15 protein-coding genes are annotated in these 13,097 nt (G+C 41.5%); 6 read left to right on the forward strand and 9 right to left on the reverse strand.

Going from position 1 to position 13,097, the window contains the following annotated elements; all coding sequences use genetic code 11:
• Window positions 1-2 precede the first annotated feature (2 nt).
• Together dnaN and dnaA are read right to left on the reverse strand one after the other, a co-directional pair.
• Window positions 3-1,088, reverse strand: a complete 1,086-nt coding sequence (dnaN, locus tag NT178_06135; GenBank protein MCX5812108.1) for a DNA polymerase III subunit beta — start codon at window positions 1,086-1,088, stop codon at window positions 3-5.
• 121 nt (window positions 1,089-1,209) lie between these two features.
• Entirely contained in the window at window positions 1,210-2,559 is a 1,350-nt protein-coding gene (dnaA, locus tag NT178_06140) for a chromosomal replication initiator protein DnaA (GenBank protein ID MCX5812109.1), read from the reverse strand.
• Window positions 2,560-2,982: 423 nt separating this feature from the next.
• Between dnaA and NT178_06145 the strand changes: the two genes are divergently transcribed.
• Window positions 2,983-3,408, forward strand: a complete 426-nt coding sequence (locus tag NT178_06145) for a thioredoxin family protein (GenBank protein MCX5812110.1) — start codon at window positions 2,983-2,985, stop codon at window positions 3,406-3,408.
• Between the two features lie 4 nt (window positions 3,409-3,412).
• Here NT178_06145 and NT178_06150 read toward each other — a convergent pair whose 3' ends face one another.
• A complete protein-coding gene (locus NT178_06150; protein ID MCX5812111.1) occupies window positions 3,413-3,898 on the reverse strand; it encodes a C40 family peptidase in 486 nt (161 codons plus the stop codon).
• A 3-nt stretch (window positions 3,899-3,901) separates the two neighbouring features.
• Window positions 3,902-4,543 (reverse strand): HAD-IB family phosphatase, encoded by a 642-nt coding sequence (locus NT178_06155; GenBank protein MCX5812112.1) that lies wholly within the window; start codon window positions 4,541-4,543, stop codon window positions 3,902-3,904.
• A 153-nt stretch (window positions 4,544-4,696) separates the two neighbouring features.
• On the opposite strand from NT178_06155, the gene NT178_06160 reads away from it, so the two are divergent.
• Window positions 4,697-5,242, forward strand: coding sequence for a methyltransferase domain-containing protein (locus tag NT178_06160; GenBank protein ID MCX5812113.1), 546 nt, complete (start codon window positions 4,697-4,699; stop codon window positions 5,240-5,242).
• A complete protein-coding gene (locus tag NT178_06165; protein MCX5812114.1) occupies window positions 5,239-5,853 on the forward strand; it encodes an L-threonylcarbamoyladenylate synthase in 615 nt (204 codons plus the stop codon). The genes NT178_06160 and NT178_06165 overlap by 4 nt, the downstream gene beginning before the upstream one ends.
• On the opposite strand, the gene NT178_06170 is transcribed toward NT178_06165, so the two are convergent.
• Together NT178_06170 and NT178_06175 are read right to left on the reverse strand one after the other, a co-directional pair.
• Window positions 5,831-6,169, reverse strand: a complete 339-nt coding sequence (locus tag NT178_06170) for a zinc ribbon domain-containing protein (GenBank protein MCX5812115.1) — start codon at window positions 6,167-6,169, stop codon at window positions 5,831-5,833. The genes NT178_06165 and NT178_06170 overlap by 23 nt on opposite strands.
• Before the next feature lie 174 nt (window positions 6,170-6,343).
• Entirely contained in the window at window positions 6,344-6,760 is a 417-nt protein-coding gene (locus NT178_06175) for a hypothetical protein (GenBank protein ID MCX5812116.1), read from the reverse strand.
• Window positions 6,761-6,959: 199 nt separating this feature from the next.
• Here NT178_06175 and NT178_06180 point away from each other — a divergent pair, with 199 nt between their 5' ends.
• The 3 genes from NT178_06180 to NT178_06190 are packed head-to-tail and all read left to right on the forward strand — an operon-like array spanning window position 6,960 to window position 10,130.
• On the forward strand, window positions 6,960-7,712 hold the full coding sequence (locus tag NT178_06180; protein MCX5812117.1) for a class I SAM-dependent methyltransferase: 753 nt from the start codon (window positions 6,960-6,962) through the stop codon (window positions 7,710-7,712).
• A complete protein-coding gene (locus NT178_06185; GenBank protein MCX5812118.1) occupies window positions 7,709-8,719 on the forward strand; it encodes an NUDIX hydrolase in 1,011 nt (336 codons plus the stop codon). Before NT178_06180 ends, NT178_06185 begins: the two co-directional genes overlap by 4 nt.
• A complete protein-coding gene (locus tag NT178_06190; protein MCX5812119.1) occupies window positions 8,667-10,130 on the forward strand; it encodes an MFS transporter in 1,464 nt (487 codons plus the stop codon). Before NT178_06185 ends, NT178_06190 begins: the two co-directional genes overlap by 53 nt.
• A 46-nt stretch (window positions 10,131-10,176) precedes the next feature.
• On the opposite strand, the gene NT178_06195 is transcribed toward NT178_06190, so the two are convergent.
• The 3 genes from NT178_06195 to NT178_06205 all read right to left on the reverse strand — a co-directional run.
• Window positions 10,177-11,460 carry a TRAP transporter large permease subunit gene (locus NT178_06195; protein ID MCX5812120.1) on the reverse strand — a complete coding sequence of 428 codons (1,284 nt, stop codon included), beginning with the start codon at window positions 11,458-11,460 and terminating at the stop codon, window positions 10,177-10,179.
• The gene (locus tag NT178_06200) at window positions 11,461-11,970 is read right to left on the reverse strand and encodes a TRAP transporter small permease (protein MCX5812121.1); all 510 of its coding nucleotides are present in this window, start codon (window positions 11,968-11,970) and stop codon (window positions 11,461-11,463) included. It abuts the gene before it with no gap.
• A gap of 112 nt (window positions 11,971-12,082) precedes the next feature.
• Window positions 12,083-13,097 (reverse strand): DctP family TRAP transporter solute-binding subunit (locus NT178_06205; protein MCX5812122.1); only part of this gene is annotated, 1,015 nt, incomplete at its 5' end.

A 13,097-nucleotide genomic window follows, 5' to 3' on the forward strand; every position in this document is an offset into this window, starting at 1 on the left:
CATTATATCCTTATCGGCATTATAATATTTCTATGGTCTTTTCCTTCTTCTCCTTCAAAAAGCACTGCGCCATAAGCCTCCGGCGTCTTTATAATAATTTTATCGCCCTGAATGTGTGATACCACATCCATAATAAACCTTACATTAAAGTTCATATTTATTTCTTCACCTTCATAATTTATATCAATAATCTCCTTTGCACTTCCAACATCAGCCTCTGCCTCAATTTCCATTTTATTTTTTAGAAAACTTATTCTGATTGGTTCCGATCTTCCAATTATTGCTGAAACCTTTTTTATACCCTTATAAAAAGTCTCTTTATCAATAGATATAACATTTATATTATTCTCCGGTATAACATTATCATAGTCAGGAAAATTTCCTTCTATGGTCCTGGAAATAAGTGTAATCATATTCGTGCTGACCTGCACATGTTTATCATCTATTATAATTTTTACCTCATCTTTCTCCTCTATAATTCTTTCTATTTCTGCTATAGACCTTTTCGGTATTATAATACCCTTGAAAGCCTTTAATCCTTCAATCTCTTTCTGGCACAAAGACATCCTGTAGCCATCGGTTCCTACAACTACCATTTTCCCTTCCATGCCTTTCATATACATGCCTGTCAGCACATATCTGGTCTCATCAACAGACACGGCAAAACCCACTTTATTTATCATTTCAAGCAACATATTACCTTTTAAAATAAATTCTTCGTGTCCTTTTATCTCCTTAACTTCTGGAAACTCTTCAGGATCTTGCAGACCTAAAACAAACTCCGATTTTTTTTGTTTTATTATCAACATATTTTCTCTAATCTCCAGATCAATGTCTCCATTATCCATCTCCCTGAGTATTTCCAGTAATTTTCTCCCGTGCAATATTATTTTCCTTTCTGTTTCTACTTTATAATCCAGGTAGCCTATGGCACTTATCTCAAGATCTGTAGAATAAACTTTTGTTTTTTCAGTTCCAAATTCTATAAGAAGATTTGAAAGGATAGGCATAAGAGATTTTTTTTCGGTTATACTTGCAAGTTTTGCAATTGGGGCAAGAAAAATGTTTTTGTCTAATATTATATTCATATATTCTCCTTTTATAATAATAGTAATATATGATGTTGAATTGTGGAAAACTTAAAAGTCCAAATTAAATTAGATACATTAGACACAATAAAAAAAAACGGAATGTTTAAGTTTTGTGTGATCATGTAGACTTAACCTTTGCTTCCAACTTTTCAACAGTGTTTTTGAACTCTTTTTTAACTTTAATTTCTTCTTCAATTTTTTTAATAGAATGGATAATAGTAGCATGATCCTTTCCACCAAACTTTTCACCAATACTCACCAGAGAATGATCCGTCAGTTTTCTTGAAAGATATATAGCAACCTGACGAGGTATCATGATAGACCTCATTCTTTTTTCTGATTTTATATCTGAAATTTTAATAGAGTAATAATTAGAAACTTCCTTTATTATCATATCTATTGTAATTTCCCTCTTTTTTTCTTTAATAATATTACCCATAACTTCTTTTGCAAGATCGAGTGTTATAACAGTGTTACTTAAAGATGCAAAAGCACCGATGCGTATTAAGGAACCTTCAAGAGACCTTACACTGTCTTCGGCGTTGGATGCGATGAAAAAAGCAACATCATTCGGAAGGTCGATATTTTCAAGCTCTGCCTTTTTATTTAAAATAGCAACCTTTGTTTCAATATCCGGTGACTGAATATCAGCAATAAGACCCCACTCAAAACGTGACTTTAATCTCTCTTCAAAATTTTCAATGTCACGGGGGAATTTGTCGCTTGTAACCACAATCTGCTTCATGTTGTCATAAAGTGCGTTAAAAGTATGGAAAAATTCAGCCTGTGTTCTTTCTTTACCGGCAATAAATTGTATATCATCTATCAGTAAAACATCCATCTTTCTGAATTTATTTCTAAAATCATCCATCTTATCAAATCTTATTGAGTTTATGAGTTCATTCATAAATATTTCCGCCGTAATATAACAAATATGATCGGCATTCTTGTTTCCATGTTTTGTTAGAAAATTGCCTATAGCATTCAAAAGATGCGTTTTTCCGAGACCAACGCCGCCATATATAAAAAGTGGATTATATGTCTTTCCGGGATTTGTTGAAACAGCAAGACATGCAGCGTTTGCGAACTGGTTGCTTCCTCCTACAACAAAATTTTCAAACGTATACTTTGGATTAAACGTATACTTTGGATTAAACGTATACTTTGGATTAAACGTATTATACTGCTCGCTCCTTTTTACTGCAACAACCTTTTTATCTCCACCCTCTTCCTTTTTTAATATGTATTCTATTTTAGAATTCTCCTTTGTAATTTCTTTTATAAGGGCAAGGAGTATAGGCTCAAAATTCTCAACAACCCAGTCTCTGAAAAAGGCATTCGGTACAGAAACGGTGCATTTACAGTCTTTATAATCTATATATTTTATCGGCTCGATCCAGGTTTTATAACTATCCTCGCTTATTACACCTGCAATCTTTGTTTTAATTAGAGATAATATATCAGACATAGTGCTAAATTATTTTTTCAACATTTTTTCAACATATGTGGAAAACCTAAGCGCTGTGGAAAGACTTAAAGAATTATAGTAATACAATATTAAAAATAATTCAACTGTTTTTGTTAAACAATATTTAAGACCTTTGCAAAACTCAAAAAATGCCGTCATTAAGCCTGCCCCGGAGTGCGGGTATCCGCTTGCGGGTGATTCGGGGGCGAAACCGGTATGACAGAAAATAGCAAAAAGCGCTTTTGCAAAGGTCTCTATTTGTAATATTAAATCAAGCAGTGTTTTTCCCTTGGCGTCTGCAAAACAAATTCCCCCGGCAACTGAAGACCAACAGGGGGCACCCGTTGTATGCCCATAAAAACCGCACCCTTATAGTTTGGTGTTGATCGGTTCCATACGTTCTGTTAATATGTCAGACATACCGTGATACGAAAACTATTAATAATAATTTTTATCCTTCTCCTCACAACCGTACCCGTTGTTGCAGACGAATACAGCGATGCAATGAAAAGAGCGAAAACCGAAGATAAGCCCGTGGTTATCTATTTCTATAGTAAATACTGCCGTTTTTGTGACGCAATGGACAGAGACGTGCTGTTCGATAAGGAAATAAAAAAAACATTAAGCGAGGGAATTGTCTACCTGAGGGTTGATGCTGATATAACAAAACAAACAGCAAGGCTTTATAATGTAAGGGGTTACCCTACCACATGCCTCCTTGATCCGACAGGAAAGCGTATTATATCTATACCCGGTTATATACCAAAGGACGACCTCAAGAAGGTTCTGGAATTTTTAAAAGGTAAACATTACCAAAGGACGACCTTATTGGAATTTCTGGAAAAATGAGGTACTACAAAACGCTTCGGAAGCAAAAAAAGCTTTTCTGCCAATATTTCGATTCTATACTGTCTACAGTTACACCCCTTGAATTTGAGGAGTGAACAAAATCCGTCTTGTTTATCATTATGCCCGAGTGAAGATTTTTCTTTATCTTGAAAAATACGAGATCCCCTGGTAACACACTGTCTCTCGCCACGTCATAGCCGGCTTTTATCAGACCCTCTGTCATAACCGGAAGGACTATATTAACCTTTTTATACACATAGTAGACAAGCCCGCTACAATCAAATGCATCCGGACCTTTTGCGGCATTTTTATACGGCTTGCCGAGAAGCGCAACAGTATGTTGAACAATATCGTTTCTTACACCCGCTACAGGCTGGTAAACCTTAACCTGTTGCGGGGCACAGCCAAAGATAACCGCAAGGAGCAGCGCGATCAGCAGCAATTGTGCATACCGGTGCTTAATGGTGGGTATAAGCCCTTCCGCAGTCATCTCCTAAGCATAATCCTTTATAATATCAACCATACCGGCAAGGGAACTGTTTTGAATAGAGTGTGTGAGAAAAGGCTTCATGTTAGAACAAGGGTGAAACCCTATGGACAGAGAAACGGCTTCGAACATCCCCTTATCGCCTTCTCCGTCGCCAATTGCGCAAGCCGCCGAACTATCTATGCCCATGTCCTTCAAGATTTTTTCAACCCAGCAACCCTTCCCGTCATATTCCACATTAATCATGGTTTCCCCGGTAAGGATGCCGCTTTCTGTAAGCAATTCATTTGACAGGGACATGTGTATTCCAAGTTCACTCCTTACCTTGTCAATGACGAAAGACAGTCCCGTGGAGATTATTACTGTAAATATCCCCATTTCTTTTAGTGCCGCAACAGCTTCTTTTGCGCCTTCCTGATAGGGTATCTGTCCCGCTATCCCCAAGACCTCGCGCAATGTAAGCCCTTTCCACAGAAGAGCATCTCTTCTGCAAAACTCGCCATAGTTTATAACACCTTCTTTGAACAGTTTTTGATACTCATCGGCATTACTTTCCCAAATATTCAGCTTCCTGTGTATATATTCCCAACTGCTTTTCACCTTTGTCAGCGTGCCATCACAGTCAAAAAACACGATTTTTATTGGCATTAGCTTTTATATCACCAAAAAATAAAAAAATCTATAAGACAAATCCGTATCTTTAAGGCAGACAGGGGCTCTATATATGGGGTATATTGTAGCATAATTGTATAAACTTTCAGGCAAAGAACCGCCTGCTCAAACATAAGAGGTTTTTTGACAATGACCGACTGGGACAAAAGATACAGAGATGGTTTTTATGATGGAGCAAAGGAACCGCACGAACTCTTAAAGGGATTCTGGCAGGCCATACCAAGGGGGCGCGTTATTGATATAGCAATGGGAAACGGACGGGATGCCGCATTTCTTGCAGGCAAGGGGTTTGATGTGTACGGTATCGAGAAATCAACGGAGGCAATAAAAATCGCCGGGCAGGCAGCAAGCAATGTATCAATAATCTACGGGGATGCCGGCCTTTTGCCTTTCAAAAACAATTCAGCAGAAGGCGTTCTTGTATTCTATTTTCTACTTAGAAGCATAATGGGGGATATCATAAACATATTGAAAAAGGGCGGCGTGCTTGTTTATGAAACCTTTTTAGGAAGACAGAACGATATTGACAGACGGAGAAACCCGGATTTTCTTCTTGACGACGGCGAGCTCATTTCTTATTTTAGAAAGTTTGAGAACCTTTTTTATGAGGAAACCATCACAACCTCAGAAGGGAAGAGGAGGGCAATAGCCAGGTTTGTAGGTAGAAAGAGATGATTATAGAATGGGATCCGGCAAGACCGAAAAAGAAAACCACCCAACTCATAAAAGAAACGCTCATCAATGGTGGAATTATAGCGTATCCGACAGATACGTTTTACGGCATGGGATGCGACCTCTTTAATATAAAGGCCATAAGGAAGCTCTACCTGATGAAAAGACTTAATGAAAAAAGGGCACTGAGCATCATATGCAGAGATTTTAAAGACGTAAGCACATATGCTGTTATGAGCAACTTTGCCTTCGAAGTTCTCAAGGGGTGCCTTCCCGGGCCATACACGTTTATTCTTAAGGCAAGGAAGATCATGCCGAAGCTGCTTATGACTGTAAAAAAAGAAGTCGGGATAAGAATTCCCGACCACCCCGTTCCTGTCGGTGTCGCCGACATGATAGACAGGCCGGTAATAAATACCAGCGCAAGGCTTGCCGGGGGAGAAGCATTCACGGACCCGCGCGACATAGAAAAGGCATTCAGGGGCAGCGTAGACATAGTCATAGATGGCGGCATTGTGATAAGCGATCCGTCAACCTTAATAAGCCTTGTCGAAGACAAAGTGGAGATACTGCGTGAAGGCAAGGGTCCGCTTAGAGGCCGTCTTCGGGGTTAGCGACGCTACCCAGGGCCTCTCCCATGGATTCCTCGAAGTCCCCGCCAAGTTCTTCCCCGAGTTCTTTTCCCATTCTCCTCACGGCACGCTCAATGCTTGATGGGTTGTTCTCATCAAGGTCAGAAAATCGGGAAGGGTTAAGGAGCCTTTCCATCATCCTTTCTTCGCCCCTTGGAAGAGCTACACGGGAAATACGTCTTTTTACGTCCTTGCCCCCGCAGACCTTGCAATAAGGTGCAACCTCTTCGGTAGCCCTTAGCAGGAGAAATGAGGATGTTTTTTTACATACTTCGCACCAATATTCATAGATCGGCATGTTTGTACCTCATGTTATACCATTATTTCAGGAGCATCTCCACCCTGTTGATCCCGTCTGGCATCCACTCAACAATAAAACCCAGTTTTTACAGACATTAAGCATCTTCCTGTTGTCTGCGAGGACAAAACCGTATATCCCATCCGGACTTTTTCTATGAGCACATGATAACAGCTACCTGTGTGCAAGGCTTTTTCTCTCTATTTTTATCCTCCTAAGTGCTTCTATGGAATTTTTAATCAGTGCCAACTCATTTTTTAATGTTTCCCTTTCTTTTTCGGATGTTTCAATTTTGCCCTCGATTATTGCTATCTTGGATTTTGAATCATTGGCAGCAATCTGCTCTCTCAGGCTCCCGAAGTCTGCAACTTCCGCTTTGAGCATAATCACCATTGTACCGAGAGCCGCAAAGAGAATTACAAGAACAGTCATCCCGATAGGTAAGTTTTTTGACATATGTTTTGGATTATTGACAGCCTCATTGTCTTCCGTAATTTCCTTATTTTTATATTTTTTCATTTTTTCTTTGCTGTTATGTATATTGGTCAACAACTCCTCAATGTTAAGCACCCGTTCTTCGGATTTTACCATTCGACTCCTCCTTGTTGTATTCTCTCAGAACATATTCTGCAATTACCAGGCCAAACCGACAAAAAGGGGTAATAAAATACCTGCCTGCCCTCCATAAAGGTGCGGATCCGGCATGTATGTGCAGGGGCGCAAGCCTTATCGCTAATTCATGGGCAACTTTTTATTTACAAAAGCAGGCCGCTGCGTTATAAATGCAAGGATGAGCGAAACGATAAAAAGCTATGCCGATATTGTATTTCACAGGAAAATAGGCGAGCTTATCAAGAAGCTTTCCGAAAACAAGGAAGACATACGGGACATAGCAAAGCACGAAATCAAATGGAACAAGACCCGTACCATGCTTGATCTCGGATGTGGTTACGGCTGGTTTGAAGAGGTGCTGGAAGATGGGCTCGATCTTGTTTTTGGCATTGACTGTCTCAACGAGAACAAAGCGGGGTTTTTAAGGGCATCCAAAAGAATTGCAAAGGAAGTAATGTTTGAGAAGATGCAACTGCCGTTGCCAATCGAAATGCCTTCAGACTCATTTGATTTGATTGTGTCGGCATACTCGCTCTATTTTTTCCCCGGAGTAATGCCTGAAGTGAAAAGACTCCTTTGTCCTGAGGGGATATTTCTGGTCATAACCCATAGCGAATCCATGCTCAAAGAAGGAGAAGATTTCTTTGATTTCAGAAATTTAAGAGAGGTTATCAGACATTTTTCCGCAGAAAACGGCGAGACCATTTTAAAAAGGTATTTCAGCAGAGTAACATCGATTGATTACCCGAACGCTTTGCTGTTCACAAAAAACGATAGCGGCCATCTTGCACAATACATAGATTTTAAAAAGGAATTTATATCAAAGGATGTTAACCCGGAGGTTGTCAGGGAAAAGATGCTGGAAGAATTGAAAAAAAAGGGCATCGTGAAACTTAATAAGGATGACAGGATTTTTATAGCGAGAAAATGAAGACTAAACTATTTTGCAGCATATGTGCGAGTCCTCTTGATAGGGATGTACTTGAAGGGAAGGAAAGACAGTTGTGCAGGAAATGTGGGGAAATATTTTACGAAAACCCCTTGCCTGCCGCTGCCGTTATCCTTCTGAATAATAACCGGGAAATACTTCTTGTGAAGAGGGAGAGGGAACCATCCAAAGGCATGTGGTGTCTGCCCATCGGGTTTGCAGAAATCGGGGAAAGCATAGAAGACGCAGCGCTCAGGGAACTCAAGGAGGAGGCCGGCGTAGAGGGAAAGATTACTCAACTTGTACATGTGGGGTCAGAATATAATTCCTTCTATGGCGATGTCCTTGTTGTGATATTTGAAGTAGAAAAAACAGGCGGAGTAGAAACAGCAGGTGATGACGCGATGGACTGCCGTTATTTCCCGGTCAGAAACCTTCCGAAGCTTGCCTTCGATTCTCAGGAAAAGGCGATCCAGAAGTTTATTGAGCTAAAAAGAGACCTCTGGAGCATGCGCGACTCCTTCGATACTTTTATTGAGGGGACAATACATAACAAAATTGTCTATCCCGGAAATCTCCTGTCCGATGAGCTTGTGAATATTGTTCAAAACAATTCTAAAAAGATTATCGAACTCTGGTTTGACGAGATATCATCGAACCCGTCTACAAAGGCGTACCGTGGTTTTAATAAAAATGAGCTGTTTTCAAGTGCCATGTTCATAATGGGTCAATTTGAGGCATGGTTAAAAGGGGCGAGAAGCGAAAGCGAATATAAGGCATTCTATCAGGATCTCGGGTTTAAAAGACAGAAAGACGGTATCCCCCTTGAAGATCTCATAAGCTCTCTAAGCCTCCTTAAAAAACACATCTGGATGTTCACCTATTCTTTTGGAATATGGGATAAGATGGTCGATATCTACCGCATGTTTGAGCTTGGCGAGAGGCTCGTCTATTTTTTTGATAAAGCAGCATTTTATACTGTCATGGGCTACAACCGGAAGGACCTTTAGCGTGGGCAAACCTGATAATGCTGCCGGTAAAACAACTGCCCTGATTATAACAGCGATGTCTGCTTTTCTTACACCGCTTTCTCTTGCTACAGTAAATGTAGCCCTGCCCTCTATCGGTAAGGAATTTTCTATGAATGCCATTTCTTTAAGCTGGGTGGCAATGGCGTACATCGTCTCTGCTGCGATTTTTCTTGTGCCCTTCGGAAGAATGGCGGACATATACGGGATGAAGAGGGTTTTTTTAATAGGCACATGTATTTTTACCATTAGTTCGTTTTTTATGGGTGTTACCAACACCGCCCTCATGCTTATTGTCTTCAGGGTTATCCAGGGAATCGGTGCAGCCATGCTCTTCGGTACGGGCGTAGCCATACTCAGTCATGTATTCCCCATAGAAGAGCGGGGAAGAGTACTGGGTATCAATGTGGCGGCAGTCTATCTGGGCCTGTCTTTCGGTCCTTTTATCGGCGGAATACTGACGCAGCATCTTGGCTGGAGAAGCATTTTTTTCCTGAATGTGCCGCTGGGAATAATGATCATTGTCTCAACACTCTGGAAGCTCAAAGGGGAATGGGCGGATTCCAGGGGAGAGAAGTTTGATGTTATCGGGTCTTTTATATATTCCACTATGATTTTCGCAGTCATGTATGGTTTTTCCCATCTTACCTCTATCCGGGGTACTATAATAATTGTTGCCGGTTTTGCCGGGGCAGTGTTTTTTATCTACTGGGAAGGAAAAATAAAGACCCCCATTCTGAATTTAGAGCTTTTTAAGTCCAACAGGGCCTTTGCTCTCTCGAATATAGCCGCCCTTATCAATTACAGCGCCACCTTTGCAGTAGGCTTTCTTTTGAGCCTTTATCTACAGTATATAAAAGGTCTCAGCCCGCAAGCCGCAGGCTTTGTGCTTGTATCTCAACCGATTGTCATGGCAGCCCTTTCACCACTTGCCGGAAGGGTTTCCGATAAAGTGGAGCCGAGGATTGTTGCGTCTGTGGGTATGGCTTTATCGGCGCTGGGAATCCTCCTCTTTGTTTTTATAACTGATACAACACCTCTGTGGTTTATCATCATGAGCCTGGTGATATTGGGTTTCGGTTTTGCCTTTTTTTCATCTCCGAATGTAAATGCAATCATGAGCTCTGTGGAGCGCAGATTTTACGGGATATCATCTTCTGTGCTTGCCACTATGCGGCTTCTGGGGCAGACCTTCAGCATGAGCATCGTCATGTTGATTTTTCTATTATATATCGGAAAAGTTGAAATTCTTCCTGTCCATTATCCATACTTTTTAAAGAGTGTCCGTATTGCCTTTATGTTTTTCGGAGTGCTTTGTATAGCAGGCGTGTTTGCCTCCCTGTCACGAGGGAAAGTACGCCGTGATCCGGAAATTGAAAAGATAAGAAGATAAACCTTCATCGTGGTTATCGTCCAGCAAAACACGTTTGTTTTAAGCGTTATTTTCTTAAAAAAAGCTCCGGTAGGAGCAAAGAGAGCTTGGGCACATAAGTTATAACGAGCAGGCATCCGATGAAAAGCAGGATAAAAGGCAGTACGGCTTTCCCTATTTCTATAAGCGAGCGCTTCATGATAGCCATGGAGACAAACAGATTAAGCCCGAAGGGAGGGGTTAAAAAGCCGCACTCTATATTTACAATCATGATAATGCCGTAATGGATGTAGTCTATGTTGTACCTGTTCAGGGTTTCCACAAGTATCGGGGATATGACGATAATGGCGGTAACAATGTCCATCAAGCACCCGACAACAAGAAGCACGCCGTTTATTGCAAGGAGAAACAGCCATTTGCTTTGAATATTTGCAATGATTATCTCTGCAAGCTTTACGGGTATCTGCTCTACCGTCAAAAGCCATATAAAGCTCATAGCACAGGAGAGGATAAAGAGGAGACAGCCGGAGAGAATTGCCGAGTCCCTGCATACGACAAAGAGTTTGTTTACCTTTAATTCCTTGTATATGAAAAGCTCTACAAAAAGGGCATATACAACAGACACTGCCGCTGCCTCAGTCGGTGTGAAAATCCCCCCGTATATACCCCCGAGCACAAGGACAGGCAGGAACAACGCCCATATCCCGTCTTTGATAATAACCAGACCTTCCTTAAAGGTGTAATGTACGCTTGAGCGCCATGCATGTTTGGAGGACATATAGTATGAATAACCCATGAGGCAGCACCCGATGAATATGCCGGGCAGGAAACCGGCCATAAATATCTCTGCAACAGAGACATTCATCACAAGGGCATAGAGGATCATAGGAATGCTTGGCGGTATGAGGATGCCAAGGGACCCGGATGAGGTAAGCAGCCCGATGGAAAAACGCTCTCCATAACCTTCTTTAATAAGGGCCGGCATCATGATGCTCCCGATTGCTATGACCGTTGCAGGGGAAGAACCTGAAATGGCGGCAAAGAACATGCACGCCATGACAGAAGCCATGGCAAGCCCGCCGGTAAACCTGCCTACAAAAAGTTTCATCACGTTTACCAGTCTGTTGGAGATTGCCCCTTCAGCCATGATATTGCCGGCAAGGATAAAAAAAGGCACGCCGAGGAGTACAAAGTTGTCAAGCCCGTTAAACAACTGCTGTATCAGCGATGTAAGCGGGGTGTGGGCAATAAAGACAAGATATACCGCCGTTGTAGCTGCCAGAAGGAGCGAGATAGGCATGCTGAGCGCAAGGAGCGCAAAAAAGCATAATAGAACGATGGTTAACGTCATCTATTGTTTTTTCCTGACCCTTTCAAAGGGTTCATCCCTTAAGAAACTTTTGAAATGCCTGTAAGATAATGCAAAAAACCTGAAGGCTATTGTTATCGAGAAAAGAGGAATCGGTATATAAGGTATAAACATGGGAATCTGCATGGCAGGACTTTTTACCCCGAACGACTTGAGAGTGAGAAGGTGCTTGAACCCGTAATACACAAAAAGTACGGCCATAACAGCCGAGATAAAATATGCCATTGTTTTAAGAAGATGGCTGACCCTGTCCGGGCAGTATTCCGTCAATGCTTCCATGGAAAAATGCGTACCGTACTTTACCCCGATGGATGCCCCGAGATAGGTTGAAAAAATAATCGTATAATTTGCTGCCTCGCCAAACCACGGGAACGTATAAGACACTGTGTACCTTAAGACAGTTTCCACAAAAGTGAGAAAGGCTATCCCGATAAGCGCAAAAGCAGCGCATCCTTCCTCGAACTTGTTCAGTTTATTGATAAAATCGTTCATAATGAAATGTTTTGGAAGCCGGAACAAACAGGCAGGAGACGGGAATATGTCCAAAGGGTTCTAACCGGGTCTCCTGCCCATGATTTATACATAATGTTTTTACACGCACGGCCTAAGGTTTTTTTGAATAAAAATCTATCTTGTTTATATAAAAATCGTACCATTCAGCACCGTAGACCCCTCTATACTTGTCGTGAACGGGTTTAACAGCCGTTTTAAAGGCCGCCCTTTCTGCAGGAGTCAATATGACAACGTCAACACCCTGAGACTTTGCCTTTCCCACGGCCTCTACCCTGTTTTTTGCATTATTTTCTCTGTTGACCTTAATCTGGACATCCGATGCCTCTTTGAATATCCTTTGCTGTTCCGGGGTAAGGGAATTCCAGAACGTTTTGTTTACAACAACAGGGCACTCGGTCAATATATGGTTTGTTAAGGTGGCAAACTTGTTGACCTCTGTAAACTTCATCAAAATTGAGGTGTAGATCGGATTATCCTGTGCATCTATTACTTTCTGCTGTAAGGCATTATAAATTTCAGGGAATGGAAGGGGTGTCGGGTTCGTGCCGAGGGTTTTGAATGTATCTATAAATAAGGGGCTTTCTATAACCCTTATCTTTAAACCCTTCAGGTCTTCCGGTTTTCTTATCACACGTTTCGAATTTGTAATGTCCCTGAATTCATTTTCTGTGTAACCGATAAAGACAAAGCCCTTCGGGTCGCAATATTTATAAAATCTTTCCCTGACGTCTTTGTCGTCGAGTACATTGTATGCTGTCTCTCTGTTTGGATATACGAAAGGCAATTCAATTATGCCCATCTCCGGCACAAAATTGGCCAGCACGCCGGCGGTAACGGCTGTCATGTGAAGGTTTCCGGCCTGGACTTGCTCCGTCATCGAACGTTCACCGCCAAGCTGGCCGAGGGGGAATACCTGAACTTCAATCTCTCCCTTTGTTTTTTCGTTGACATATTTAGCAAAAGCAAGCGCACCATGGTGTTGAGGGTGGATAGGGGGCCCCACGTGTCCGTATTTAACAATGATTTTTGCCTGGACAAGAGAAAAGGATGAGGCCGCAAGCACAAAAACAAATAAAACAAGCATACTAAAAATAATTTTTTTAAAC

The organism is Pseudomonadota bacterium, assembly GCA_026388255.1.
Classification (GTDB): domain Bacteria; phylum Desulfobacterota; class Syntrophorhabdia; order Syntrophorhabdales; family Syntrophorhabdaceae; genus JAPLKB01.

Coding starts and splice junctions, on each gene's coding strand:
- NT178_06175 (MCX5812116.1), bottom strand. CDS start 6,760: ATGGTAAAATCCGAAGAACGGGTGCTTAACATTGAGGAGTTGTTGACC.
- NT178_06170 (MCX5812115.1), bottom strand. CDS start 6,169: ATGCCGATCTATGAATATTGGTGCGAAGTATGTAAAAAAACATCCTCA.
- NT178_06200 (MCX5812121.1), bottom strand. CDS start 11,970: ATGAACGATTTTATCAATAAACTGAACAAGTTCGAGGAAGGATGCGCT.
- dnaA (MCX5812109.1), bottom strand. CDS start 2,559: ATGTCTGATATATTATCTCTAATTAAAACAAAGATTGCAGGTGTAATA.
- NT178_06155 (MCX5812112.1), bottom strand. CDS start 4,543: ATGCCAATAAAAATCGTGTTTTTTGACTGTGATGGCACGCTGACAAAG.
- dnaN (MCX5812108.1), bottom strand. CDS start 1,088: ATGAATATAATATTAGACAAAAACATTTTTCTTGCCCCAATTGCAAAA.
- NT178_06185 (MCX5812118.1), top strand. CDS start 7,709: ATGAAGACTAAACTATTTTGCAGCATATGTGCGAGTCCTCTTGATAGG.
- NT178_06165 (MCX5812114.1), top strand. CDS start 5,239: ATGATTATAGAATGGGATCCGGCAAGACCGAAAAAGAAAACCACCCAA.
- NT178_06180 (MCX5812117.1), top strand. CDS start 6,960: ATGAGCGAAACGATAAAAAGCTATGCCGATATTGTATTTCACAGGAAA.
- NT178_06150 (MCX5812111.1), bottom strand. CDS start 3,898: ATGACTGCGGAAGGGCTTATACCCACCATTAAGCACCGGTATGCACAA.
- NT178_06160 (MCX5812113.1), top strand. CDS start 4,697: ATGACCGACTGGGACAAAAGATACAGAGATGGTTTTTATGATGGAGCA.
- NT178_06195 (MCX5812120.1), bottom strand. CDS start 11,460: ATGACGTTAACCATCGTTCTATTATGCTTTTTTGCGCTCCTTGCGCTC.